General features: G+C 61.8%; 18 protein-coding genes. 10 read left to right on the plus strand and 8 right to left on the minus strand.

What is annotated here, in order from left to right; all coding sequences use genetic code 11:
- Positions 1–77: 77 nt before the first annotated feature.
- Positions 78–917, plus strand: a complete 840-nt coding sequence (gene choW, locus HJ536_RS19410; RefSeq protein WP_176856089.1) for a choline ABC transporter permease subunit — start codon at positions 78–80, stop codon at positions 915–917.
- Positions 914–1,945, plus strand: coding sequence for a choline ABC transporter ATP-binding protein (gene choV, locus HJ536_RS19415; protein ID WP_177159060.1), 1,032 nt, complete (start codon positions 914–916; stop codon positions 1,943–1,945). Before choW ends, choV begins: the two co-directional genes overlap by 4 nt.
- On the opposite strand, the gene HJ536_RS19420 is transcribed toward choV, so the two are convergent.
- The 4 genes from HJ536_RS19420 to HJ536_RS19435 are packed head-to-tail and all read right to left on the minus strand — an operon-like array spanning position 1,942 to position 6,087.
- Entirely contained in the window at positions 1,942–2,574 is a 633-nt protein-coding gene (locus HJ536_RS19420; RefSeq protein WP_177159061.1) for an ATP-binding cassette domain-containing protein, read from the minus strand. The two genes, choV and HJ536_RS19420, sit on opposite strands and share 4 nt — an antisense overlap.
- 2 nt (positions 2,575–2,576) lie before the next feature.
- On the minus strand, positions 2,577–4,259 hold the full coding sequence (locus HJ536_RS19425; RefSeq protein WP_338082464.1) for an ABC transporter permease: 1,683 nt from the start codon (positions 4,257–4,259) through the stop codon (positions 2,577–2,579).
- Entirely contained in the window at positions 4,256–5,455 is a 1,200-nt protein-coding gene (locus HJ536_RS19430) for an ABC transporter substrate-binding protein (protein ID WP_177159062.1), read from the minus strand. The genes HJ536_RS19425 and HJ536_RS19430 overlap by 4 nt, the downstream gene beginning before the upstream one ends.
- Entirely contained in the window at positions 5,455–6,087 is a 633-nt protein-coding gene (locus tag HJ536_RS19435; RefSeq protein ID WP_177159063.1) for a CDP-alcohol phosphatidyltransferase family protein, read from the minus strand. Before HJ536_RS19435 ends, HJ536_RS19430 begins: the two co-directional genes overlap by 1 nt.
- 250 nt (positions 6,088–6,337) lie before the next feature.
- On the opposite strand from HJ536_RS19435, the gene HJ536_RS19440 reads away from it, so the two are divergent.
- From HJ536_RS19440 to HJ536_RS19455, 4 genes are all read left to right on the plus strand, one after another.
- Positions 6,338–8,716: a mechanosensitive ion channel domain-containing protein gene (locus tag HJ536_RS19440; RefSeq protein WP_228028828.1), complete on the plus strand. Its 2,379-nt coding sequence runs from the start codon at positions 6,338–6,340 to the stop codon at positions 8,714–8,716.
- Between the two features lie 135 nt (positions 8,717–8,851).
- Positions 8,852–9,817 carry a GAF domain-containing protein gene (locus HJ536_RS19445; protein ID WP_176856094.1) on the plus strand — a complete coding sequence of 322 codons (966 nt, stop codon included), beginning with the start codon at positions 8,852–8,854 and terminating at the stop codon, positions 9,815–9,817.
- Between the two features lie 124 nt (positions 9,818–9,941).
- On the plus strand, positions 9,942–11,465 hold the full coding sequence (gene adh / locus HJ536_RS19450) for an aldehyde dehydrogenase (protein ID WP_176856095.1): 1,524 nt from the start codon (positions 9,942–9,944) through the stop codon (positions 11,463–11,465).
- 75 nt (positions 11,466–11,540) lie between these two features.
- Positions 11,541–11,882, plus strand: a complete 342-nt coding sequence (locus HJ536_RS19455; protein WP_176856096.1) for a DUF779 domain-containing protein — start codon at positions 11,541–11,543, stop codon at positions 11,880–11,882.
- A gap of 72 nt (positions 11,883–11,954) precedes the next feature.
- Here HJ536_RS19455 and HJ536_RS19460 read toward each other — a convergent pair whose 3' ends face one another.
- From HJ536_RS19460 to HJ536_RS19470, 3 genes are read right to left on the minus strand one after another with little or no spacing between them, the layout of a single operon-like run.
- The gene (locus tag HJ536_RS19460; RefSeq protein ID WP_177159064.1) at positions 11,955–12,995 is read right to left on the minus strand and encodes an ABC transporter substrate-binding protein; all 1,041 of its coding nucleotides are present in this window, start codon (positions 12,993–12,995) and stop codon (positions 11,955–11,957) included.
- Positions 12,992–14,401 carry a sensor histidine kinase gene (locus tag HJ536_RS19465; protein ID WP_177159065.1) on the minus strand — a complete coding sequence of 470 codons (1,410 nt, stop codon included), beginning with the start codon at positions 14,399–14,401 and terminating at the stop codon, positions 12,992–12,994. Before HJ536_RS19465 ends, HJ536_RS19460 begins: the two co-directional genes overlap by 4 nt.
- Complete coding sequence (locus HJ536_RS19470; protein ID WP_177159066.1) at positions 14,394–15,065, minus strand: response regulator transcription factor; 672 nt, start codon at positions 15,063–15,065, stop codon at positions 14,394–14,396. The genes HJ536_RS19465 and HJ536_RS19470 overlap by 8 nt, the downstream gene beginning before the upstream one ends.
- Positions 15,066–15,255: 190 nt before the next feature.
- On the opposite strand from HJ536_RS19470, the gene HJ536_RS19475 reads away from it, so the two are divergent.
- From HJ536_RS19475 to HJ536_RS19485, 3 genes are all read left to right on the plus strand, one after another.
- Positions 15,256–16,245 (plus strand): Bug family tripartite tricarboxylate transporter substrate binding protein, encoded by a 990-nt coding sequence (locus HJ536_RS19475; RefSeq protein ID WP_176856100.1) that lies wholly within the window; start codon positions 15,256–15,258, stop codon positions 16,243–16,245.
- 99 nt (positions 16,246–16,344) lie between these two features.
- Positions 16,345–16,776, plus strand: coding sequence for a tripartite tricarboxylate transporter TctB family protein (locus tag HJ536_RS19480; RefSeq protein ID WP_177159067.1), 432 nt, complete (start codon positions 16,345–16,347; stop codon positions 16,774–16,776).
- 12 nt (positions 16,777–16,788) lie between these two features.
- Positions 16,789–18,327: a tripartite tricarboxylate transporter permease gene (locus tag HJ536_RS19485; protein ID WP_176856102.1), complete on the plus strand. Its 1,539-nt coding sequence runs from the start codon at positions 16,789–16,791 to the stop codon at positions 18,325–18,327.
- Between the two features lie 59 nt (positions 18,328–18,386).
- Here HJ536_RS19485 and HJ536_RS19490 read toward each other — a convergent pair whose 3' ends face one another.
- The gene (locus tag HJ536_RS19490; protein WP_177159068.1) at positions 18,387–18,983 is read right to left on the minus strand and encodes a TetR/AcrR family transcriptional regulator; all 597 of its coding nucleotides are present in this window, start codon (positions 18,981–18,983) and stop codon (positions 18,387–18,389) included.
- An 82-nt stretch (positions 18,984–19,065) separates the two neighbouring features.
- On the opposite strand from HJ536_RS19490, the gene HJ536_RS19495 reads away from it, so the two are divergent.
- Positions 19,066–19,608, plus strand: a complete 543-nt coding sequence (locus HJ536_RS19495; protein ID WP_177159069.1) for an anthrone oxygenase family protein — start codon at positions 19,066–19,068, stop codon at positions 19,606–19,608.
- Positions 19,609–19,674: the final 66 nt, after the last annotated feature.

Here is a 19,674-nt window from a genome sequence, read left to right on the forward strand (position 1 = left end):
GAACCTAACAAGGGGTCTGGCATCACTCTGTCAGGCCCCGTCAAAGGTTACATTTTACGACAGAGAACGAGAGACAGATGCTTGATTGGTTAACTGATAATAAGATTCCAGTAGGCGCCGCTGCCGCAGACGTATTCGACTTTCTGCGCGACAACGCCGAATTCTTCTTCGAAGGCATGTCCAATGCGATGGAGGGGCTGATTGCCGCCATCCTATGGTTATTGCAGACGCCGCACCCGCTGGTTGTGGTGGCGTTCTTTGTTGCACTGACATGGGTGATCCAGCGCAGCTGGAAGACCTGCCTGTTCGTTTTCCTTGGGTTCCTGTTCATCCTGAACCAGGACTACTGGGAGGAAACGACGGAAAGCATCACGCTGGTGATGTCGGCCTGTGTGGTCTGTATGCTGGTCGGGGTCCCGATCGGGATTTTCGCGGCCCACAAGCCCAAGTTCTATACCTATCTGCGTCCGATCCTTGACCTGATGCAGACGCTGCCGACCTTTGTGTACCTGATCCCCGCGATCGTGTTTTTTGGCATCGGGATGGTGCCGGGCCTGATCGCGACCGTGATTTTCGTGCTGCCCGCACCGATCCGCCTGACCTATCTGGGTGTGTCCTCTACGCCGCAGCAACTGCTAGAGGCCGCGCGTGCCTTTGGCGCGACCCCCAATCAGGTGCTGTTCAAGGTCGAGCTTCCCTATGCCCTTCCGCAGATCATGGCGGGCCTGAACCAGACCATCATGCTATCGCTGTCGATGGTTGTGGTCGCAGCGCTGGTTGGCGCGGATGGTCTGGGTGTGCCTGTGGTGCGCGCGCTGAACCAGGTGAACACCAAGCTCGGGTTTGAGTCCGGCTTCGTGATCGTGGTCGTCGCCATCATGCTGGACCGTATGCTGAGCAAAGGGGATCAGAAATGAGCACTGCTGTAAAATTCGACAACGTCTCGATTGTCTTTGGTGACAACCCCAAAAGCGCTCTGCCCCTGATGGACAACGGGGCCGACCGTGGCACCGTCCAGCAGGAATGCGGTCAGGTCTTGGGCGTGCACAACTGCTCGCTCGAGGTCGGGACCGGTGAAATTCTGGTGCTGATGGGCCTGTCGGGTTCGGGCAAATCGACCCTGCTGCGGGCCGTGAACGCGCTGAACCCCGTCGTGCGTGGCTCGGTTCTGGTGAATGACGGCAACCAGATGGTCGACATCACCCACGCAGACAAAGCGAACCTGCGCCGCATGCGTCTGAGCCAGATCGCCATGGTCTTCCAGCAGTTTGGTCTGCTGCCGTGGCGCACTGTGCGCGAGAACGTGCAGCTGGGTCTGGAACTTGGCGGCATGGACAAGGCCGAGCGCGATTCCAAGGTGGAAAAGCAGCTGGAGCTTGTAGGCCTGTCCCAGTGGGCCGACCGCAAGGTGGGTGAGCTTTCTGGCGGTATGCAGCAGCGTGTGGGTCTGGCCCGCGCGTTCGTGACCGACGCGCCGATCCTGCTAATGGACGAACCTTTCAGTGCGCTAGACCCGCTGATCCGCGCCAAACTGCAGGACGAACTTCTGGAGCTTCAGCAGAAGCTGAACCGCACCATCATCTTCGTGAGCCACGATCTGGACGAGGCGTTCAAGATCGGCAACCGCATCGCGATCATGGAAGGCGGCCGGATCGTCCAGTGCGGCACTCCGCAAGAAATCTTCTCGAAACCCGCAGATGATTACGTGACCGAGTTTGTGGCGCACATGAACCCGCTGGGTGTTCTGCGCGCGGGAGATATCATGTCGGCGGCGTCGGGAATGGCGGTTGATCAGGTCGATGCAGCCATGCCCGTGGGCGAGGTTATGCAGCGCATCATGGGCACCGAGGCGCCCTTGGCCGTGGTGAACGGCGGTCAAATCGTCGGTCAGATCACCAAGGACGACATTCTGCGCAATCTGGTGGACCCGCGCAGCGCGGCCTAACCGATTTTCAGGATCGGGCCACCGGCGGCCTCGGCTTCGGCGGGGTCGTGGGTGACCATCACAACCGGCAGATTTCTGGTGCGGGCGCGGGTGAAAACCAGCGCCCGTATCTGTTCGCGCAGTTCAGGGTCCAGACCGCTGAACGCCTCGTCCAGCAGCAGAGCTTCTGGTTCACTTAGCAGCATCCGCATCAGGGCAACGCGCGCCTTTTGCCCGCCGGACAGGGTCGCGGGATCACGGTCGTAAAAACCCGCCAGTCCGATGTCGTTCAGGGCCTCGAAGATGCGGGCTTTGCGCTGTTGGCGTGTGCCCCCAGCGCGCAGGCCAAAGGACAGGTTTTCCCCGACGCTTAAATGCGGAAACAGCAGGTCGTCCTGAAACAGGATACCAACGCGGCGCTGTTCCGTCGGCAGGTCAGTGATGTCTCGGCCGTTCAGGATGACCCGCCCGGTCGTGGTAAACCCATCGGCCAAGGTGCCGGTCAGCGCGGCCAGTAACGTGGACTTTCCCGCCCCCGACGGCCCCATAATTGACAGGACTTCGCCCGCCGGAACGTGGGTGTCGATCTGCACCAAAGGCGCCCCATGCCGAGAGATGGCAAGTGAATTCAGGGTTAATCCCGTGGTCATGGTCACTCCGGTCTCAGGGCGCGGCGGTTGCGGAACAAGATGCGCGGCAGGGTTAACGCAATGGCAAAGGGGATCAGCGCGGCGCAGGTCTGCGCGATCCCGTAGACCCCAATGGCGCGGCGGTTGCCGCCCGATGTCAGGGCGACGGCCTCGGTGGTCAGGGTGGCGATGCGGCCCCCTCCGGCCAAGAGGGTGGGCAGGTATTGCCCCACGGACACGGCGCACCCCACGGCGGCGGCGGTCAGGATCGGGGTCAGAAGCATAGGCAGGCGAATGCGGAACAGAACGCGGTTCGGACTGGCACCCAAGGCACGTCCAACGGTGCCATACCGCCGATCCCAAGCGCGCCACGGATCGGACAGGGACAGGAACACATAGGGGATAACAAAGACCAGATGGCTCAGGATCACCACCCAGCGCCCCGAGGTTAGCCCCCAATTCAGCAGCAGCACTTGAAGGCCCGGTAGGAAGGCGATCTGCGGGACCAGTAGCGGCAGATACAGCAGCGCCATCGCGCGGGTGGTCGGGCGCAGGTTGTGGCGGGCCTCGGCCTCTAGGCTGCCGATGCACAGGATCAGGGCGATCAGCGTGGTGGTCAGAGCGATGATCGCGGTCTCTTGGATCGGTGCGCCGAGCGCAGGTCCGAACCGTTGCCAGTTGCGCAGGGTTAATGGGGCGGGCAGGGCGTCGGGAAAGCTCCACTGTCCGGCAAAGGACCACACCAGCAGGCCCGCGATGCCCGTCAGAACCACAGCGGCAGATGCAGTGCCAAGGCCGCTTGCGATGGGGCGCAGAAGGCCGATCCCATGGCTGCGTGCGCCGCTGGTGATCCAACGCCGGCCAAGGGCAGCGATCAGATGTTCGCCCACCCACCAAACCGCCAGCGCGCCGATGACCAAGGCCAGTTGCAGCAGGGCACCGGCCGCCCCCAGCAGTCGCAGGCTCAGGTCGGGGTCGGACATCCAGCGCAGGATTTGCACGGATAGCGTGGTTGGCAGCGTCGGCCCGAGGATCATCGCCACATCCACAACCGTCATCGAATAGGCCAGCACCACGTACACGGGCAGGCGGATTTGGCGGTAGACGGCGGGGAATACGGTTTTCAACCACGCGCCGGACAGGCTGTGCCCCAAGGCGCGGGCGATGAGCAGGGATTGGCCGGCTCGGATCTGTCCCAGCGCGGCCAGTGACATGAGCAGTAGAAAGGGCGCCTCTTTCACAGCGAGGCCGAGGGTCAGCGCAATACCCCACGGGTCATTCAGGATGAGCAGGTCCGGCGGTTGCGCCCAACCCGTGGCCCACGGGCTGAACAGGCGGGCGATCCAACCGGAAGGGGCAATCAGGAACGCCAGCCCGAACGCCGCAGCGGCATGGGGCATCGAAAGCAGCGGGGACAGAAGGCGGCGCAGGACCGCCAGCCCCCGCGTGCCGTGCAGTTGGGACAGGATCAGGACCACCAGCGCCAGCGCCATTAGGGTCGCACCGAAACCGCTGGTGATGCTTAGGGCAGAGGCGTCAGTCAGGCCGGGCCACGCCAAGAGGTCCGCTATGGCCTGATCAGGATCGGCCCCCGCAATGTGGACCAACCCCAGAAGGGGGGCGATCACCCCCCAGAGCCCCGCTCCGACCGGCAGCAGCAATGCGGCCAGCGTCAGGCGGGGAACCCATGTCAGACTGGGCCTCACTTGACCCCGTAGCGGGTGGTCCACTCGGCCTTGAGCATTTCCATCCAGCTGGGATGGGGCTCGGGCAGGGCGGTGCCAAGTTCTGCGGGTGTCAGGGTCGCCATGCCTAGTTCAATCGCGTCAAAGGCAGCTTTCTGCTCGTCGGACAGGGTCTTCATGTCCAGAACGGTGCCGTAGCCAAGGTTCAGTGGGTCCAGACCGTGGGCCTGCGCCTCGGGGGACAGGATGAAGTTCGCCACAACCATCGCCCCCGCCGCTGCATTCGCGTTGTAGGGGATCGCCAGATAGCTGGCGTTGCCCAACGTGCCCTTGTCCAGAACATAGGTGCGGACGGTGTCGGGCAGCTCGAAATTGGCGATGGCGGTCGAAGCCTCGCCGGGGCTGAAGCTGATGGCCAGATCAATCTCGCCGTCGTTCATCAGCTGGATTTGCTGGGGGCCGGTCTGGGGATAGGCTTGGCCTTGGCGCCACAGAACGGGGGTCAGTTTATCCAGAAAATCCCACAGGGGCGCGGTGACTTTGTCGAACGTCTCGGGCGTGGCGGGCTGCATCAGGGGGGCCGGATCATCGGTCAGGTCCAGCAGAGCCTGCTTCAGGAACGTCGCGCCAAGGAAATCGGGCGGCTGGGGATAGGTGAAGCGGCCGGGATGAGCCTGCGCCCACTCCAGAATGGCGTTCATCGAGGGCAGGGGCGCGTCGATGTCGGCGGTGTCATACATGAAAACAACCTGCGCCATGGCCCACGGGCTCTCGTAGCCGTCGGTCGGGATGGTGAAATCGGTCTGGACGGTTTTGCCTGCGGTGTCGACGTACTGCCAGTTGGGCAGCTGTTCCGCGAACGGGCCGAACAGCAGGTCCTGCCGCTTCATCGAGGCAAAGTTTTCACCGTTGAGCCAGATGATGTCGACCGCGCCGCCTTCGTTCTTGCCGGCTTGCTGTTCGGCCAGAACGCGGGCAACGGCGTCGGCGGTGTCGGTCAGTTTCACATGTTCTAGGGTGACGTCGTATTCCTCGGCCACGCGGTCACCGACCCACGCGATAAAGTCGTTGGTAGTGGTCGAGCCGCCCCATGCGTTCCAGTACACGGTCTGACCGCGCGCCTCTTCCAGAACGCTTTCCCAGTTGGTCGGATCGGGTTGGGCCATAGCTGTGGTGGCCAGCAGCGTCGCCGCCAAAGCCGCAGTGATGCGTTTCATCAAATGCTCTCCTCGTTTCGGGTATTGGGCCCGAACACCTGTCGGGCCAGCAGAATGCGGGAAATGGCCGTCACAAAGCACAGCGCGCCAAACACATAGGACGCGGGCGCAAACAGGACAGGCCATAGGCAGATCAGGGCAAAGAAACCGATGGTCTCGGCACCCTCGAGGATGCCGCCGGTGAAATAGAGCGACTTGGCCCCGCGCTTGGCGGTCTGCATCCCGTGCTTTTCCGCCAGAATCGCGTAGCCAAGGAAACTGGCCCCGTTGAAGTAAAAGCTCGTCAGCAGGAACGCCCCAGCCAGCCCGTTCGCGGCAGGGTCCAGCACGACGAACCCCAGGGGGATCGCGCCATAGAACAGAAAATCGCAAGTGATATCGAGGTAGCCGCCGAAATCCGTGCCCTTAGTCGCGCGGGCGATGGCGCCGTCCAGACCGTCGGCCAGACGGCTGGCCAGCATCAGCGCCAGCCCCAGATTGGTCAGCCCCACGGCGATAAATCCCGCAGCGGCTAACCCCAGCGCCAGCCCCGCCAGCGTGACGCCGTTCGCACTGAAACCGGCGCGCGCCAACCCACGGCCGAGCCGGTTCAGGGTGGGGTCAATCAGAGGGCGAAGGGCTGCATCGAACATGGGCGGGAATTTGCTGCGAGGTCGGCGGGTTGTCACCCGTTTTGTAACAGTCTTGCAGGAAACCGACAGGATCGTGAACGAGGATTCCTAGAAAAATCCAACAGATATCGTTAGTCACAGGGGAACCTTTGGCGGTGTGTATGTGTTGCCTAAGTGTAATTCTCCGTTCCGGCACAGGCTGCATGTGCACCGGCCCGTCCCCTCGGGTGCCGAACAAAACGAACTCAAGAACAAGAAGAAACTGCACGACATGATCCGACCCCTCTCGACCCTGTCGAAGCTGATGCTGGCCTGTATCGTGGCGCTGACCCTTGTCTGGTCCGGTGCCTTGCTGGCCCAAGAAGCAACCACCGATACTGCTGCATCGACTGAAACGGCGACCTCTGCCGAAACCGATAAACTGATCGAGGTGCTGCAAGACGACGGCACCCGTGACCGCCTGATCGAGGCTCTGAAGGCCATTGATCAGGCCCCCGAAACCACAACCACCACTGCGGACACCGCTGAAACGCCCGTCGAACAGGCCGCCCAAAAGGCCGAAGCCGTCGCGGCCAGCGACGAGGCTACCTTTGGCAAGCAGATCGCGACCTTTACCAAATCGCTGGCCGAGGAGTTGATCGACGAAGGCCAGCAGGCCTGGAGCCAAGTGGTGTTCTCTTTCTCGACCATCACGTCACTGGGCAGCGGGGATGCCGCTGATCTGTTCGCCACGTTCAAGGACGTGGCTTTCGTGATCCTGTCCACCGTCGCGGTGTTTCTGGTGCTGCGCGGGTTTGCGACGACCTACTACACCCGTCTCGGGGCCAAGGCCTCGGACAGTCCGTTCCTGAAATCGGTTGGGCTGTTCTTCTTGTCCGGCTTCATCGACGTGCTGGTGGTGCTGGTGTCGTGGCTGACGGGCTACATTTTGGCGCTGACCGTCTTTGGCGAGTTTGGCCAGATCGGCATCCGTCAAACCCTGTATCTGAACGCCTTCCTCGTGGTCGAGCTGATCAAGGTGGTGGTGCGTCTGGTCTTTTCCCCCACGACGTCGAGCCTGCGGATGTTCCCGTTGGATGACCCGACCGCGCGCTATATTTCGCGCCGTTTGAACCTGCTGATCGGCCTGCTTGGCTATGGTCAGCTGCTGGTCGTGCCGGTGATTAATCAGGACGTATCGTATATGACGGGCCGCGCGGTGACGCTGGTTCTGGCGCTGTTGGTGCTGGGGATCATCGTGGCGACCGTGCTGCGCAACCGTTCGAACGTGGCCAGCTACCTGCTGGGTCAGGACGAAGACCGCGCCCCCCGTGGGGCGGCCCGCGTGCTGGCGCGCAACTGGCATTGGCCGGTGCTGCTGTATCTGGCTGGCGTGTTCTTGATCGTGATGACCCGCTCGAACGCGGTGGTGTTCGACACCTTTGTGAACACGGCGCAGGTCGCGCTGGTGGTTCTGCTGGGGATGCTGGCGTCCGGTTGGCTGACCCACATGGTGCGTCACGGCATCCATCTGCCCGACAGCTGGAACGCCCGCCTGCCGCTGCTGCAAACGCGCCTGAACAGCTTTGTGCCCAAGATCATGGCAGGTCTGCGCGTGCTGATCTTCTTGTTCGTGCTGGTCTTTGCGCTGAACGCTTTGGGCGTGTTTGATCTGGGGGCGGCTTTGGCAACCCCGACCGGCGTGTTCCTGTCCGGCAAAGCGGTGAGTGTGGTGCTGATCCTTGCGGCGTCCTGCCTGATCTGGCTGGCGATGACCTCTTGGGTGGATTACCGCCTGAACCCCGATTGGGGCACCATCGCCAGCGCCCGAGAGGCAACCCTGCTGACCCTGCTGCGCAATGCGGCGACCATTGCGCTGATCATCATTACCCTGATGTTCACCCTGTCCGAGATCGGACTGGACATCGCGCCGCTGCTGGCCTCGGCCGGGGTGCTGGGTCTGGCCATCGGTTTCGGTGCCCAGAAGATGGTGCAGGATATCATCACCGGTATCTTCATCCAGTTCGAGGGCGTGATTAACGTCGGTGACGTGATCACCCTGAACGGCACCACCGGTGTGGTCGAAAAGCTGACCATCCGCTCGGTGTCCCTGCGCGACTATCAGGGCGTTTACCACATGATCCCCTTCAGCAGCGTCGATATGGTGTCGAACTACATGAAGGACTACGGCTACTTTGTTGCCGACATGGGCGTCGCCTACCGCGAGAGCGTCCCCGAGGTGAAAGAAGCCATGTTCGCCGCCTTTGAGGAACTGGTGTCCGATCCCGACAACAAGGTTAAAATCGTTGGCGATCTGGAATGGATGGGTCTGAACGCGTTTGGCGACAGTGCCATCGTTCTGCGGGCGCGGATCAAGTGTCGCCCCGGCGATCAGTGGGGCATCGGCCGCGCGTATAACGAAATCGTCAAACGGATCTTTGACGAGCGCGGGATCGAGATTCCCTATCCCTATCAGACCCTCACCTTTGCCGAGGCCAAGGATGGCAAAGGCCAATCCGTCGGCGTCAAGATGGAGGAGAAGGTCGTCAAAACCATCAAGCCCGAGTCCAAGCCTTCGATCGTGGATCATACCCACGACCCCAAGGAACTGGATTTGCCCGATCACACCGACGACGATGTTGGCGATGACGGGGATGATGGCGGGCGGTAATCCGCCGGACTAGGACCAATTTACGATGGCCCGCGGGGATTACGTCCTTGCGGGCCATTTGCCATTCAGAGACACTGCGGCAGCCAGTCTGCCGAGTGAGGATTTAGGCAGACTCGCCTGTATGGGAGGTGCCTTGTGTCCGATCTTCGTGACCACGCAGACCGTGTTCTTTCCGTCGTCGAGTCCGGTTCCGCCGCAGCGCGTTCGCGGCTGGCGGCGTCGTGGCGGCGTTCTTTGGTGCGCCATGGGATTGACCCCGCCACCGGGCAGGGGCCCCAGCGCCTGAGCCAGCGGGAACTGAGCCCGATCCTTGAATACAATGACAATTTCATGCGCAGTGCGACGCCGCGGGTGGATAACCTGTATGCCTTGGTCGGGCAGTCGGGCTGTGCCGTCCTGCTGACCGATGCCCGCGGGATCGTTCTGCAGCACCGCGTGAATGGCAGCGACGAGGACGTATTTTCCAAGTGGGGTCTGTGGTCCGGCGGCAACTGGAGCGAAGAGGCCGAAGGTACTAATGGTATCGGCACCTGTCTGGCCGAACGCCGTCGCGTCACCATCCACCGCGAGGATCACTTCATCGCCCGCAACACCAGCCTCAGCTGCATGGACGCGCCGATCTTTGGTCCCGAGGGGCAACTTCTGGGGGCCTTGGATGTGTCCTCGGCCCGCAGTGACCAGACCGAAGGGTTCAACCAGCTGATCTCGGCGATGGTGGAACAGACCGCCCGCCAGATCGAAGTGGACTACTTCCGCGCGACCTTCCCCAAGGCCCGTATCATTGTGGCAGGCGAAGAGGGGCGCGAAGGATCGCTCTTGGCGGTTGATCAGGATGATTTGGTGATTGGGGCCACCCGCTTGGCCCGCGCCGCGCTGGACCTGCCGACCGAAGGCGTTCTGCGCCCGATCCCCGCCGTGGACCTGCTCGGCCGGTCCGAAGAATCACCCACCGGATTCGAAGGCGCCGAGCGCGCGGCCCTGATGCGTGCGCTTTCACGTGCGGATGGCAACGTTTCTGCGGCGGCCAAAGCGCTCGGAATCGGGCGGGCCACGATGTATCGCCGGATGAAGCGTCTCGGAATCTCGGAAAAGTCTCACTGACTGTCTCAGTCCTGAGACAGTCCCCCCGAGACTGAGACTTTGGTGGGGATGCGCAGGATCAAAAGGGTGGGCATCGTCTTCTCAATCCCGGTCGGAGGATATCGGGTCTACGAGGAGGAATACCATGAACGAGATGGCTCAAGCCGGTTCTGCAGCACGCGTGTCGCCCTTCAAAGAGCGTTACGACAACTTCATCGGCGGCAAGTTCGTTGCCCCCGTTTCTGGCCGTTACTTTGACAACGGCAGCCCCATCACTGGCGGCAAAATCTGTGAAATCGCACGTTCGGAAGCCGCCGACGTCGAAGCAGCTCTGGACGCAGCACACGCAGCCAAAGCCGCATGGGGCCACACCGCCCCCGCCGCACGCGCAGCCGTTCTGTTGAAAATCGCGGACGTCATGGAAGCCAACATGGAACTGCTGGCAACCTGCGAAACCTGGGACAACGGTAAGCCGATCCGCGAAACCATGGCGGCTGACCTTCCGCTGGCAATCGACCACTTCCGCTACTTTGCTGGCGTTCTGCGTTCGCAGGAAGGTTCGATCTCGGAAATCGACGCAGACACCATTGCGTACCACTTCCACGAGCCTCTGGGTGTTGTTGGCCAGATCATTCCCTGGAACTTCCCCCTGCTGATGGCGTGCTGGAAACTGGCACCCGCGCTGGCAGGCGGCAACTGTGTGGTTCTGAAGCCCGCAGAACAGACCCCCGCAGCGATCATGGTTCTGTGTGAACTGCTGGCCGACGTCATCCCCGCAGGCGTTCTGAACGTTGTGAACGGTTTCGGTCTGGAAGCAGGCAAGCCGCTGGCACAGTCGAAGCGCATCGCAAAGATCGCGTTCACCGGCGAAACCTCGACCGGCCGTCTGATCATGCAGTACGCATCGGAAAACCTGATCCCCGTTACTCTGGAACTGGGTGGCAAGTCGCCGAACATCTTCTTCGAAGACGTTGCAGCACACGACGACGACTTCTTCGACAAAGCGATCGAAGGCTTCGTAATGTTCGCGCTGAACCAGGGCGAAGTTTGCACCTGCCCCAGCCGCGCACTGATCCAGGAATCGATCTACGAGAAGTTCATGGAGCGCGCTCTGGCCCGCGTTGAAGCCATCGTTCAGGGCGACCCGCTGGACCCCAACACCATGATCGGTGCACAGGCTTCGCAAGAGCAGCTGGAAAAGATCCTGAGCTACATCCAGATCGGTCGTGACGAAGGCGCAGAAGTTCTGGCTGGCGGCGACCGCAACATCCTGGGTGGCGATCTCGAGAACGGCTACTACGTCAAGCCGACCGTGATGAAGGGCCACAACAAGATGCGCATCTTCCAGGAAGAGATCTTTGGCCCGGTTGTATCGGTTACCACCTTCAAGGATGCCGAAGAAGCGCTGGAAATCGCAAACGACACCCTGTTCGGTCTGGGTGCAGGCGTATGGTCGCGTGACGCGAACACCTGCTACCGCTTTGGCCGCGCCATCCAGGCCGGCCGCGTCTGGACCAACTGCTACCACGCATACCCTGCACACGCAGCGTTCGGTGGTTACAAGCAGTCGGGTGTTGGCCGCGAAACCCACAAGATGATGCTGGACCACTATCAGCAGACCAAAAACATGCTGGTCAGCTACAGCCCCAAGAAACTGGGCTTCTTCTAAGTCCGGAATACGTGGGGGGCCGTCGGCCCCCCACACCCCCCGAGGGTATTTTCGCCAAGATGAAGGAGGCGGGTCATGTCTGAAAAACTGGACAAGGTCACTGCCACCCCAGGCGCGCTGGAACTATTGGCCGAGATCGTCGCAGATCATGGTCCCGTCATGTTCCACCAGTCCGGAGGCTGCTGCGATGGCTCGGCCCCGATGTGTTATGCGCAAGGGGATTTCAAAATTGGTGTTCACGATGTTTTAATGGGAGAGATTGGCGGCATGCCATTCTACATCTCGGATCGTCAGTACGAGTTGTGGAAGCATACGGACCTGATCATTGATGTGATCGATGGCCGCGGTGGCATGTTCAGCCTTGATAATGGGCGGGAGCGTCGTTTCCTCACACGCTCTGTGCTCTGCGCCACCTGACTCCCCTACTTCCATCCCAAGTGGCGCTCTCCGGCGCAGGCCCCTCCTCACTGGCCTGCGCCTTTCCCCTTTTTAGGGGGACAGGAATTGTGGGGCTCCGAAGGTGGCGCGCCATTGGGCGATGAACCGTTTGCGGCGGTGCTGGTCGCGGGCCACCAGCAGCATCGGGTCGATCGGGATCGCCCGTTCCGAGCTTTCTGGCAAAAACGTTTCCTCTGGGTCGCGGCGCTGGACGAGGCCGCTTTCCTTGAGCAGCGCCTCGCCGCGGGCAGACAGAAGGAAGTCCAAAAGGCGCGTGGCGTCGCCCTGATTGCGGGCATGGCGCGGGATCATGTAGGCGCGCGACAGGAACAGGGTGTAATCCTCGGGCATGACGACGCTGACATTGTCGCGGTACTGCGTGCTGACATAGGAGCCGAGCACGTTGTAGGCGATCAGATAACGGCCGGAACTGACGCCCTGAATAATCTCGTTCGAGCAGCAGGTGGCGACCGCATCCACGCGGCTGAACCCTTCGAGGAGGGCGCCGAATGTGCTGGCCTCAAGGCTGTCGGAAAAGGCGAAGAGGTAGCCTAGGCCCGATGCTTCGATATCATAGGTGGCGATGCGGTCCTGATAGGCGGGGTTGTTGCGGCGCATCAGGTCCAAGAGTTCAAAGCGGCTGTGGGGGACGTCCTCGGGGGGGACCAGAGCGGTGTTGTAGATCATGACCGCCGCTTCGCGGGTGATCCCCCAAAGTTCGTTGCGCCACCGTCGGTCGGCGGGCAGGGCCTCGGTCTGGGGCGAGCGGTAGGGCGCGGCGCAGGCGCTGTTTACTAATTCCACCATCTGATGAACCGCCGAGGACAGGATCGCATCGGCGCCGCGGCCCTGATCGCAATCGCTGCGGGATTCGTCGAACAGGGCGTTCGACCCCCATTGTTCATAGATCACGTGGATATCCGGGTTCAGGCGGGTGAATTCCTGAATGGTCGGCCCCAGAACGCGGATATCGGTGGTCGAGCGGAACAGCAGCGGGCGACCGAATTCGCTGCCGAAGACGGCGGTTTCCTCGGCGGCGCTGGCGGGCAGGGCGCTCAGGATGGTCAGGGCTGTCAGGGCGGCGCGGATCATTGCGGATCTCCGGTACGGGTCGGGCGCAGGGGCAAGAGCAGCGTCACGCGAAAGCCGTTTTCGCCGGGGGCCATGCGGACTTCGCCTTGGAAGGCGCTGGCGACGGCTCGGACGATGGAAAGGCCAAGCCCCGCGCTGCGCCCCGAAGAGGCCGAGCTGCGTTCGAACCGCTCGCCGATGCGGTCAAGAATTTCGGGCGGGGGGCCGTTTCCTGCATCCTCGACCCAGAGGGCGGCGTTGGTGCCCTCGACCGTGACGCCGATAGTGACTGGGGATGCTCCGTGGCGCAGGGCGTTGTTGAACATGTTCTTGGCGGCCTCGGTCAGAGAAATCTCGTCTGCCAGAACGATCACCTCGTCGGGGCCGATGCGCAGTTCGACCTCGGTTTCGGGGGCCAGTAGTTCGTGGTCGCGGCTGTCCACCACCTCGAGCGCGATGTCGCGCAGGTCGATGGGCAGGCGCGGGGCGCTGTCGGTGCGGTGAATGACCAGAGCGCGGGAGAGCATCTGGTCCAGCAATTCCCCCAGCGACCGCGAGCGTCGGGTCAGGCGGGTGACCATCTGCTGGCGGGCGTCGTCGTTGGTTTCTTCGCCGATCAGTTCGGCTTGGGCACGGATGGCGGCGACGGGGGTGCGCAGCTGGTGCGCGGTGTCCGAGATCAGGTTGCGCATGCTGGAAAACTGGCGATCCAGCCGCAGCATGAAGCGATTCATGGCGTCGATCATCACCGACACCTCGGCGGGCACGTTCCGGTCCATCGGGGTCAGATCATAGGGGTCGCGGTCCAGAAGCTCCGACGCGATGCGGTTCAGGGGCTCCATCGCGTTGCGGATGACCAGCGCGGCCAGCAGCATCAGCGCGACCCCCGCCACCAACGAGGCGATCAGCGCATCGCGGGTCAGGCTCAGGGCCATGGCATTTCGCGCAGCTATGGTCTGGCCGACGGTTACGCTGACGGTGCCGGAAAAGTCGCGCTCGGCAAAGCGGCGGTAGACGGTGACGAAGCGCGCGGTGTCGCCTTGCATCGGGTGGTCAAAGAAGTGCGGGTTGCCGGTGGTGACGCGGGTGTCGGTCGGCGGGCGGGCGAAATCGTTGCCGGTCAGAAGCTGCCCTTGAGGGCCGCGCACGGCATAGGCAATGCGGTCATCAGGGGCCAGGGCCAGCAGTTTGAACGCGGAAATGGGCAGGTCGGCCAAGGGCTCGCCTCCCAGCACGCTAATCGATTCAGCGATGTCGTTCGCGGCCCCCAGCAGCAGGCGGTCATAGGCTTCGCGGGCGGCTTGGCGGCCATAGGCGAAGCTGGCGATGGCGACGATGATTCCCCCCACGAAAAGCAGCGACAGAACCCCCGTCACCACGCGGGACGAAAGGGAACGCTGCGCATCGGGACGAGGGGCGTCAGTCATCCAGACAGATCCGGTAGCCAAGGCGGCGCTGGGTTTCGATGCTGACGCCGGTGCCGTTCAGTTTCTTGCGCAGGCGCCCGATATAGAGCTCGATCGCGTTCAGCCCCACATCCGCGCTGTCAAAAGCGAACAGACCATCATACAGGCGCTCTTTGCTCAGAACCTTGCCGCCGTTGCGCAGCAAGAGGCTCAGCAGGGCGGCCTCGCGCCGGGTCAGGTCCAGCGGGGCATCACCAATCTCGGCGGTCATCGAAGAGGGGAAGAATCGCAGGGGGCCGAGGGATAGGGTGTCGGTCTTTTGTTCGGCCTCGCGGCGGACAAGGGCGCGCAAGCGGGCCTCAAGCTCGCGGTGATCAAAGGGTTTCACCAGATAATCGTCCGCCCCGAGGTTCAGCGCGGACACGCGGTCATCCACGGAGAACAGGGCGGTCAGCATCAGGACAGGGGTGCGTACGCCCCGCGCCCGCAGGTCGGACAAAAGGTCGGTGCCAGACCGGTCAGGCAGATTGATATCCAGAACAATCGCATCATAGCGCTGAACGGCCAGAAAATCCTCGGCGGCTTCGCAGCAGTCGGCCAGATCACAGGCCATTCCTGCCTTGCCCAAACGGATCGCGACGGCTTCGGCCATGTCCGTGGCGTCCTCGACGATCAGGATGCGCATGGGTTTTTCTCCGTTCGGGTGCGTAATGGATAGTTTCCTGTCAAATTGACAGGTTCGCGACAGCTTCACTCGCTAGTTACATCCTTCATAGCCCGCCACGAGGAGACTGCAAACATTTGCAGCGTCGGCGGGAAGGAACATACCGGACGGCCTCGAATCGTCCGTAAGATCACTGTGGAGGAGTACATCAATGATCTTTAAAGCGACCCGCTTGACCGTGGCTGCCCTGCTGCTGGGTGCAACTGCATTTGGCGCTTCGGCCGAAGGCTGGCAGCCCGAGAACCCCGAGTGCATCGCGCCCGCCAACCCCGGTGGTGGCTGGGACTTTACCTGCCGTCAGGTCGGTAAATCGCTGCAGGACCAGGGCCTGATCGAAAAGACCATGCAGGTTGTGAACCTCGCCGGTGGCGGCGGTGGCGTGGCCTATGCAGAAGTCGTGAACAAGCGCGGCGACGACAGCGACCTGATCGTTGCAGCATCGTCGGCAACCGCGACCCGTCTGGCGCAGGGCGCATACCCCGGCAACACCATGGATCAGGTTCGTTGGCTGGCGTCGATCGGTGCGGATTACGGTGTGATCGCCGTTGCCAAAGACAGCGCAGTGAACACTCTGCCCGAGCTGCTGGACATGATCAAAAACGACCCGACTTCGGTTGCGGTTGCTGGCGGTTCGGCTGTTGGCGGCTGGGACCACCTGAAAGTTCTGATCGCAGCGAACGCATACGGCGTCGAAGACGTGCGTAAGGTGAAATACATCGCGTTCGATGGCGGCGGCGAAGCTGTGACCCAGCTGCTGGCTGGTTCGGTTCAGGCCTTCACCGGCGATATCTCCGAAGCCAAAGGTTTCGTTGACAGCGGCGACATCAAAGTTCTCGCAGTTCTGTCCCCCGAGCGTCTGGGTGGCGAGTTCGCCGACTTCCCGACCGCAAAAGAGCAGGGCGTTGACGCAATCGGCGCAAACTGGCGCGGTTTCTATGCCCCCGCTGGCATGAGCGACGAAGCCTACGACGCATGGGTTGCCAAGATCGGCACCCTGTACGAGTCGGCTGAGTGGAAAGAAATCATGGCAGCAAACGGTCTGGCACCGCTGGACCTGCGTGGCGCTGACTTCCAGAACTTTGTCTCGATGTCGGTAACTCAGATCCAGAACATCTCGAAAGAGATCGGGATCATCAAGTAATTCTACGCAGCCCCCCTGTGTAGATATTAGGGACGCCGCTTCTCCCCTTCATGCGGCGTCCCTTTCCTTATATTCCAACGCCGCCTCAGGAGATCCTTGATGAGTGATCGTATCTTCGGCGTGTTCGGCATTCTTCTGGCAATCGGGTTCGCCATGTCGGCCCTGACCATCGAAGAGAGCTTTCTGTCGGACGCCGTCGGACCCAAAGCCTTTCCCCTGATTATCGCAGCGATCCTCGGCATCAGCTCTGCCGTGATTGCGATAAAACCCGATCCGGAGCCCCACTGGCCCAACTTTGCCCGTCTGGCAGAGATCGCGGCCGCTGTCGTGGTTATGGTTCTGTACGCTCAGTTTCTGCCTGTTGCCGGTTTCGTCCTCGCGACCGCTGCTGCGGCGACCTACCTGTCGTGGCGCCTTGGTTCGACCATCATCGGCTCGGTTCTGACCGGTGTGGGTACGTCGGTCGGCATCTATGTCATCTTCCATCTCGTGCTGGGGCTGTCGCTGGCCCGCGGCCCGCTTGGTTTCTAAGGAGGTCTCAGGATGGATATGCTGAACTCTCTGGCCGATGGTTTCATGATCGCGCTGACCTGGCAGAACCTGCTGCTGGCTCTGCTCGGCTGTTTCCTTGGTACGATCATGGGCGCGCTGCCCGGCCTCGGGCCGTCGAACGGCGTGGCTATTCTGATCCCGCTGGCGTTCACGCTGGGTCTGGGGGCGACGCCCTCGTTGATCCTGCTGACCTCGGTGTATTATGGCGCGATGTATGGCGGCCGTATTTCGTCGATCCTGCTGAACATCCCCGGTGACGAACCGGCGATGATGACCTGCCTTGACGGTTATCCGATGGCGAAAAAGGGTCTGGCAGGCGAAGCGCTGTCGATCTCGGGGATTGCGTCGTTTGTGGGCTCGTTCTTTGCGACTTGGGGTCTGATCCTGCTGGCCCCCCAGCTGGTCAAGATCGCGCTGCTGTTCGGTCCGGCGGAATACTTTGCGCTGTTCGCTCTGGCGTTCATGACCCTTGGTGGCGTCAGCTCGACCAACCAGGCGAAATCGGCCTTTGCCGCTGCGCTGGGTCTGGGTCTGGCGATGATCGGTGTGGACACCCAGACCGGCGTGCCGCGCTTTACCTTCGGCGAAGTGCACCTCTATGACGGTCTCGATTTCCTTGTGGCGATCGTGGGTCTGTTCGCCCTGTCCGAAGTGCTGATCTTCCTTGAGGAGCGTCACGGCAACGCAAGCGCCGAAGGCCGCAAGCTCGAGGTCGGTCGCCTGACCCCGCCGCTGTCGATGGTCAAGGAATGCACCCCGACCATGCTGCGGACCTCGTTCCTTGGCTTCCTTGCCGGTGTTCTGCCGGGTGCGGGTGCCTCTCTGGGTTCGTTTATCGCCTATTCGTTCGAAAAGCGTCTGGTCGACAAAGACGGCACCTTCGGCAAAGGCGATCCGCGCGGTGTGGCTGCCCCCGAGGCCGGTAACAACGCGGCTGCCGGTGGCGCTCTGGTGCCGATGCTGGCGCTGGGTGTTCCCGGTTCGGGCACCACTGCGGTTCTGCTGGCGGTTCTGCTGTCGCTGAACATCACCCCCGGTCCACTGCTGTTCAGCCAGAACCCGGACGTGGTCTGGGGCCTGATCGCTGCGCTGTTCATCGCGAACTTCATGCTGCTGGCTATGAACATTCCCATGGTTGGTCTGTTCACCCGTCTGCTGATGGTGCCCCCGCGCATCCTGATGCCGGTGGTGGCGATGGTCAGCTTTGTCGGGATCTACGGCATCTCGGGCTCTTCGTTCGACCTGCTGGTGATGATCGGCTTCGGCGTGATGGGCTGGGTCCTGCGTAAACTGGATGTTCCGCTGGTTCCGATCATTCTGGGTACCCTCTTGGGCAACGCCATGGAAAGCAACCTGCGCCGCGCGATCACCATCGACAACGGCGACTGGTTCACCCTGATTGACAGCCCCTTGGCGATTGGCCTGTGGGCCGTGGCGATCATCGGGTTCATCCTGCCCATCATCTTTGGCCGCGTGGTGAAATCCAAGATGCGCCGCCGCGAAGACGAAGAAGGCGCAATCACCGACTAAGGATTGGCCTGCCGGAAATCAGAAACCCCCGCTCTCATCGGCGGGGGTTTTTCTTTGGGTCAGGCGGGAAACAGGGTTTCTAGTCCGTCCACTGCCCGCGCGGCCCGATGCTGATAGGCGGCGGCTTCCAGAGGGGGCATCCGCGCGACCACCCGCCGGATTTGCAGGTCCCCGATCAGCAGGGACAGGTAGACTTCGGTCGCCTCATCCGCTGGTCCACTGATCGCCCCCGTGGTGACCGCCCGCTGTATGACATCTTCGATCAAAGGGGCGACCGTGCCGCGCCCCGCCTGCGCCAAAGCCACGGCCAGCTCGCCCGTCGTATCCGCCGCCGCTGCACGGTTCAGCGCCACTGCCTTTTCATCCAGCAATGCAGACAGCAACACGGGTCCCAGATTGCGCAGGGTCTGCAAGGGCTCTGCATTCTGGTCCAGCGCGTCATTCAGAACAGTGACAGCCTGCTGCGCGTTCCGCTCGACCAAAGCGCGGAACAGCCCAACCTTGTCCCCGTACCAGCGATACATGGTTTCGTTCGAACACTTCGCCTTCTTGGCGATCGAGAGCATGGACGCCGCGCCATAGCCCTTGTCCCGCAGCACCTCATAGGCGGCGTCTTCGATCTGCTGGCTGCGGGCTTCTTTCTTGTGGTCTTGCATGGGGAATTCCGACTGTTGACACGAAACCGTACACACTGTTACGCCTACAGTGCAAGCGTACACATCATTACGGATTTTGATTATGGCGATTCTGGAAGACAGACATGTACTGGGCAGCGCGGCGAAACTGGCAGCGGATGCCTCTGGCATTACCGGGTTGATCTTTGCGGGTGCGATCTTTGGGTTCTTTTATGCATGGGTCTGCTCGACCATGTGGGGGCTCGATCAAGCGGACCCCCGTGTGGCGATCATCGCGATGCAAGAGATGAACAGATCGGTCAGAAATGCGGTCTTTGCGCCGGCATTCTTCGGGACGCCGTTTGTGTTGGCCTTGGCTGCGGTGCTGAATCGCCGGGCGGGATTCGGACGAACGGCGATCTGGATGGCCCTTGCGGCGGTCATTTACGGAGTCGGCGGGATGTTTTTGACCATGAAGGTGAACGTTCCGATGAACGAAGCCTTGGGTGCGCTAGATATTTCTCTGGAAACCAAGCTGAGCGATGCCCACGATATATGGAAGGCATACTCGGGTAAGTGGCAGCTCTGGAATACAGTGCGAACCTTGTTTTCTGGGCTATCCTTGATGTGCGTGGGGCTTGGCCTGTTAGCGAGGATCAAGATGTAGTGGAGGGGGCTTCCCTAGGGGAAAGTCGAGGAATTCTAGATATTTGGCCTTTCTGTCATTTTTCTC

This window comes from Donghicola mangrovi, assembly GCF_013377535.1.
Lineage (GTDB): Bacteria > Pseudomonadota > Alphaproteobacteria > Rhodobacterales > Rhodobacteraceae > Donghicola > Donghicola mangrovi.

Coding starts and splice junctions, on each gene's coding strand:
- HJ536_RS19460 (WP_177159064.1), bottom strand. CDS start 12,995: ATGATCCGCGCCGCCCTGACAGCCCTGACCATCCTGAGCGCCCTGCCC.
- choV (WP_177159060.1), top strand. CDS start 914: ATGAGCACTGCTGTAAAATTCGACAACGTCTCGATTGTCTTTGGTGAC.
- HJ536_RS19440 (WP_228028828.1), top strand. CDS start 6,338: ATGATCCGACCCCTCTCGACCCTGTCGAAGCTGATGCTGGCCTGTATC.
- HJ536_RS19435 (WP_177159063.1), bottom strand. CDS start 6,087: ATGTTCGATGCAGCCCTTCGCCCTCTGATTGACCCCACCCTGAACCGG.
- HJ536_RS19465 (WP_177159065.1), bottom strand. CDS start 14,401: ATGACTGACGCCCCTCGTCCCGATGCGCAGCGTTCCCTTTCGTCCCGC.
- adh (WP_176856095.1), top strand. CDS start 9,942: ATGAACGAGATGGCTCAAGCCGGTTCTGCAGCACGCGTGTCGCCCTTC.
- HJ536_RS19470 (WP_177159066.1), bottom strand. CDS start 15,065: ATGCGCATCCTGATCGTCGAGGACGCCACGGACATGGCCGAAGCCGTC.
- HJ536_RS19420 (WP_177159061.1), bottom strand. CDS start 2,574: ATGACCACGGGATTAACCCTGAATTCACTTGCCATCTCTCGGCATGGG.
- HJ536_RS19430 (WP_177159062.1), bottom strand. CDS start 5,455: ATGAAACGCATCACTGCGGCTTTGGCGGCGACGCTGCTGGCCACCACA.
- HJ536_RS19480 (WP_177159067.1), top strand. CDS start 16,345: ATGAGTGATCGTATCTTCGGCGTGTTCGGCATTCTTCTGGCAATCGGG.
- choW (WP_176856089.1), top strand. CDS start 78: ATGCTTGATTGGTTAACTGATAATAAGATTCCAGTAGGCGCCGCTGCC.
- HJ536_RS19495 (WP_177159069.1), top strand. CDS start 19,066: ATGGCGATTCTGGAAGACAGACATGTACTGGGCAGCGCGGCGAAACTG.
- HJ536_RS19485 (WP_176856102.1), top strand. CDS start 16,789: ATGGATATGCTGAACTCTCTGGCCGATGGTTTCATGATCGCGCTGACC.
- HJ536_RS19455 (WP_176856096.1), top strand. CDS start 11,541: ATGTCTGAAAAACTGGACAAGGTCACTGCCACCCCAGGCGCGCTGGAA.
- HJ536_RS19475 (WP_176856100.1), top strand. CDS start 15,256: ATGATCTTTAAAGCGACCCGCTTGACCGTGGCTGCCCTGCTGCTGGGT.
- HJ536_RS19490 (WP_177159068.1), bottom strand. CDS start 18,983: ATGCAAGACCACAAGAAAGAAGCCCGCAGCCAGCAGATCGAAGACGCC.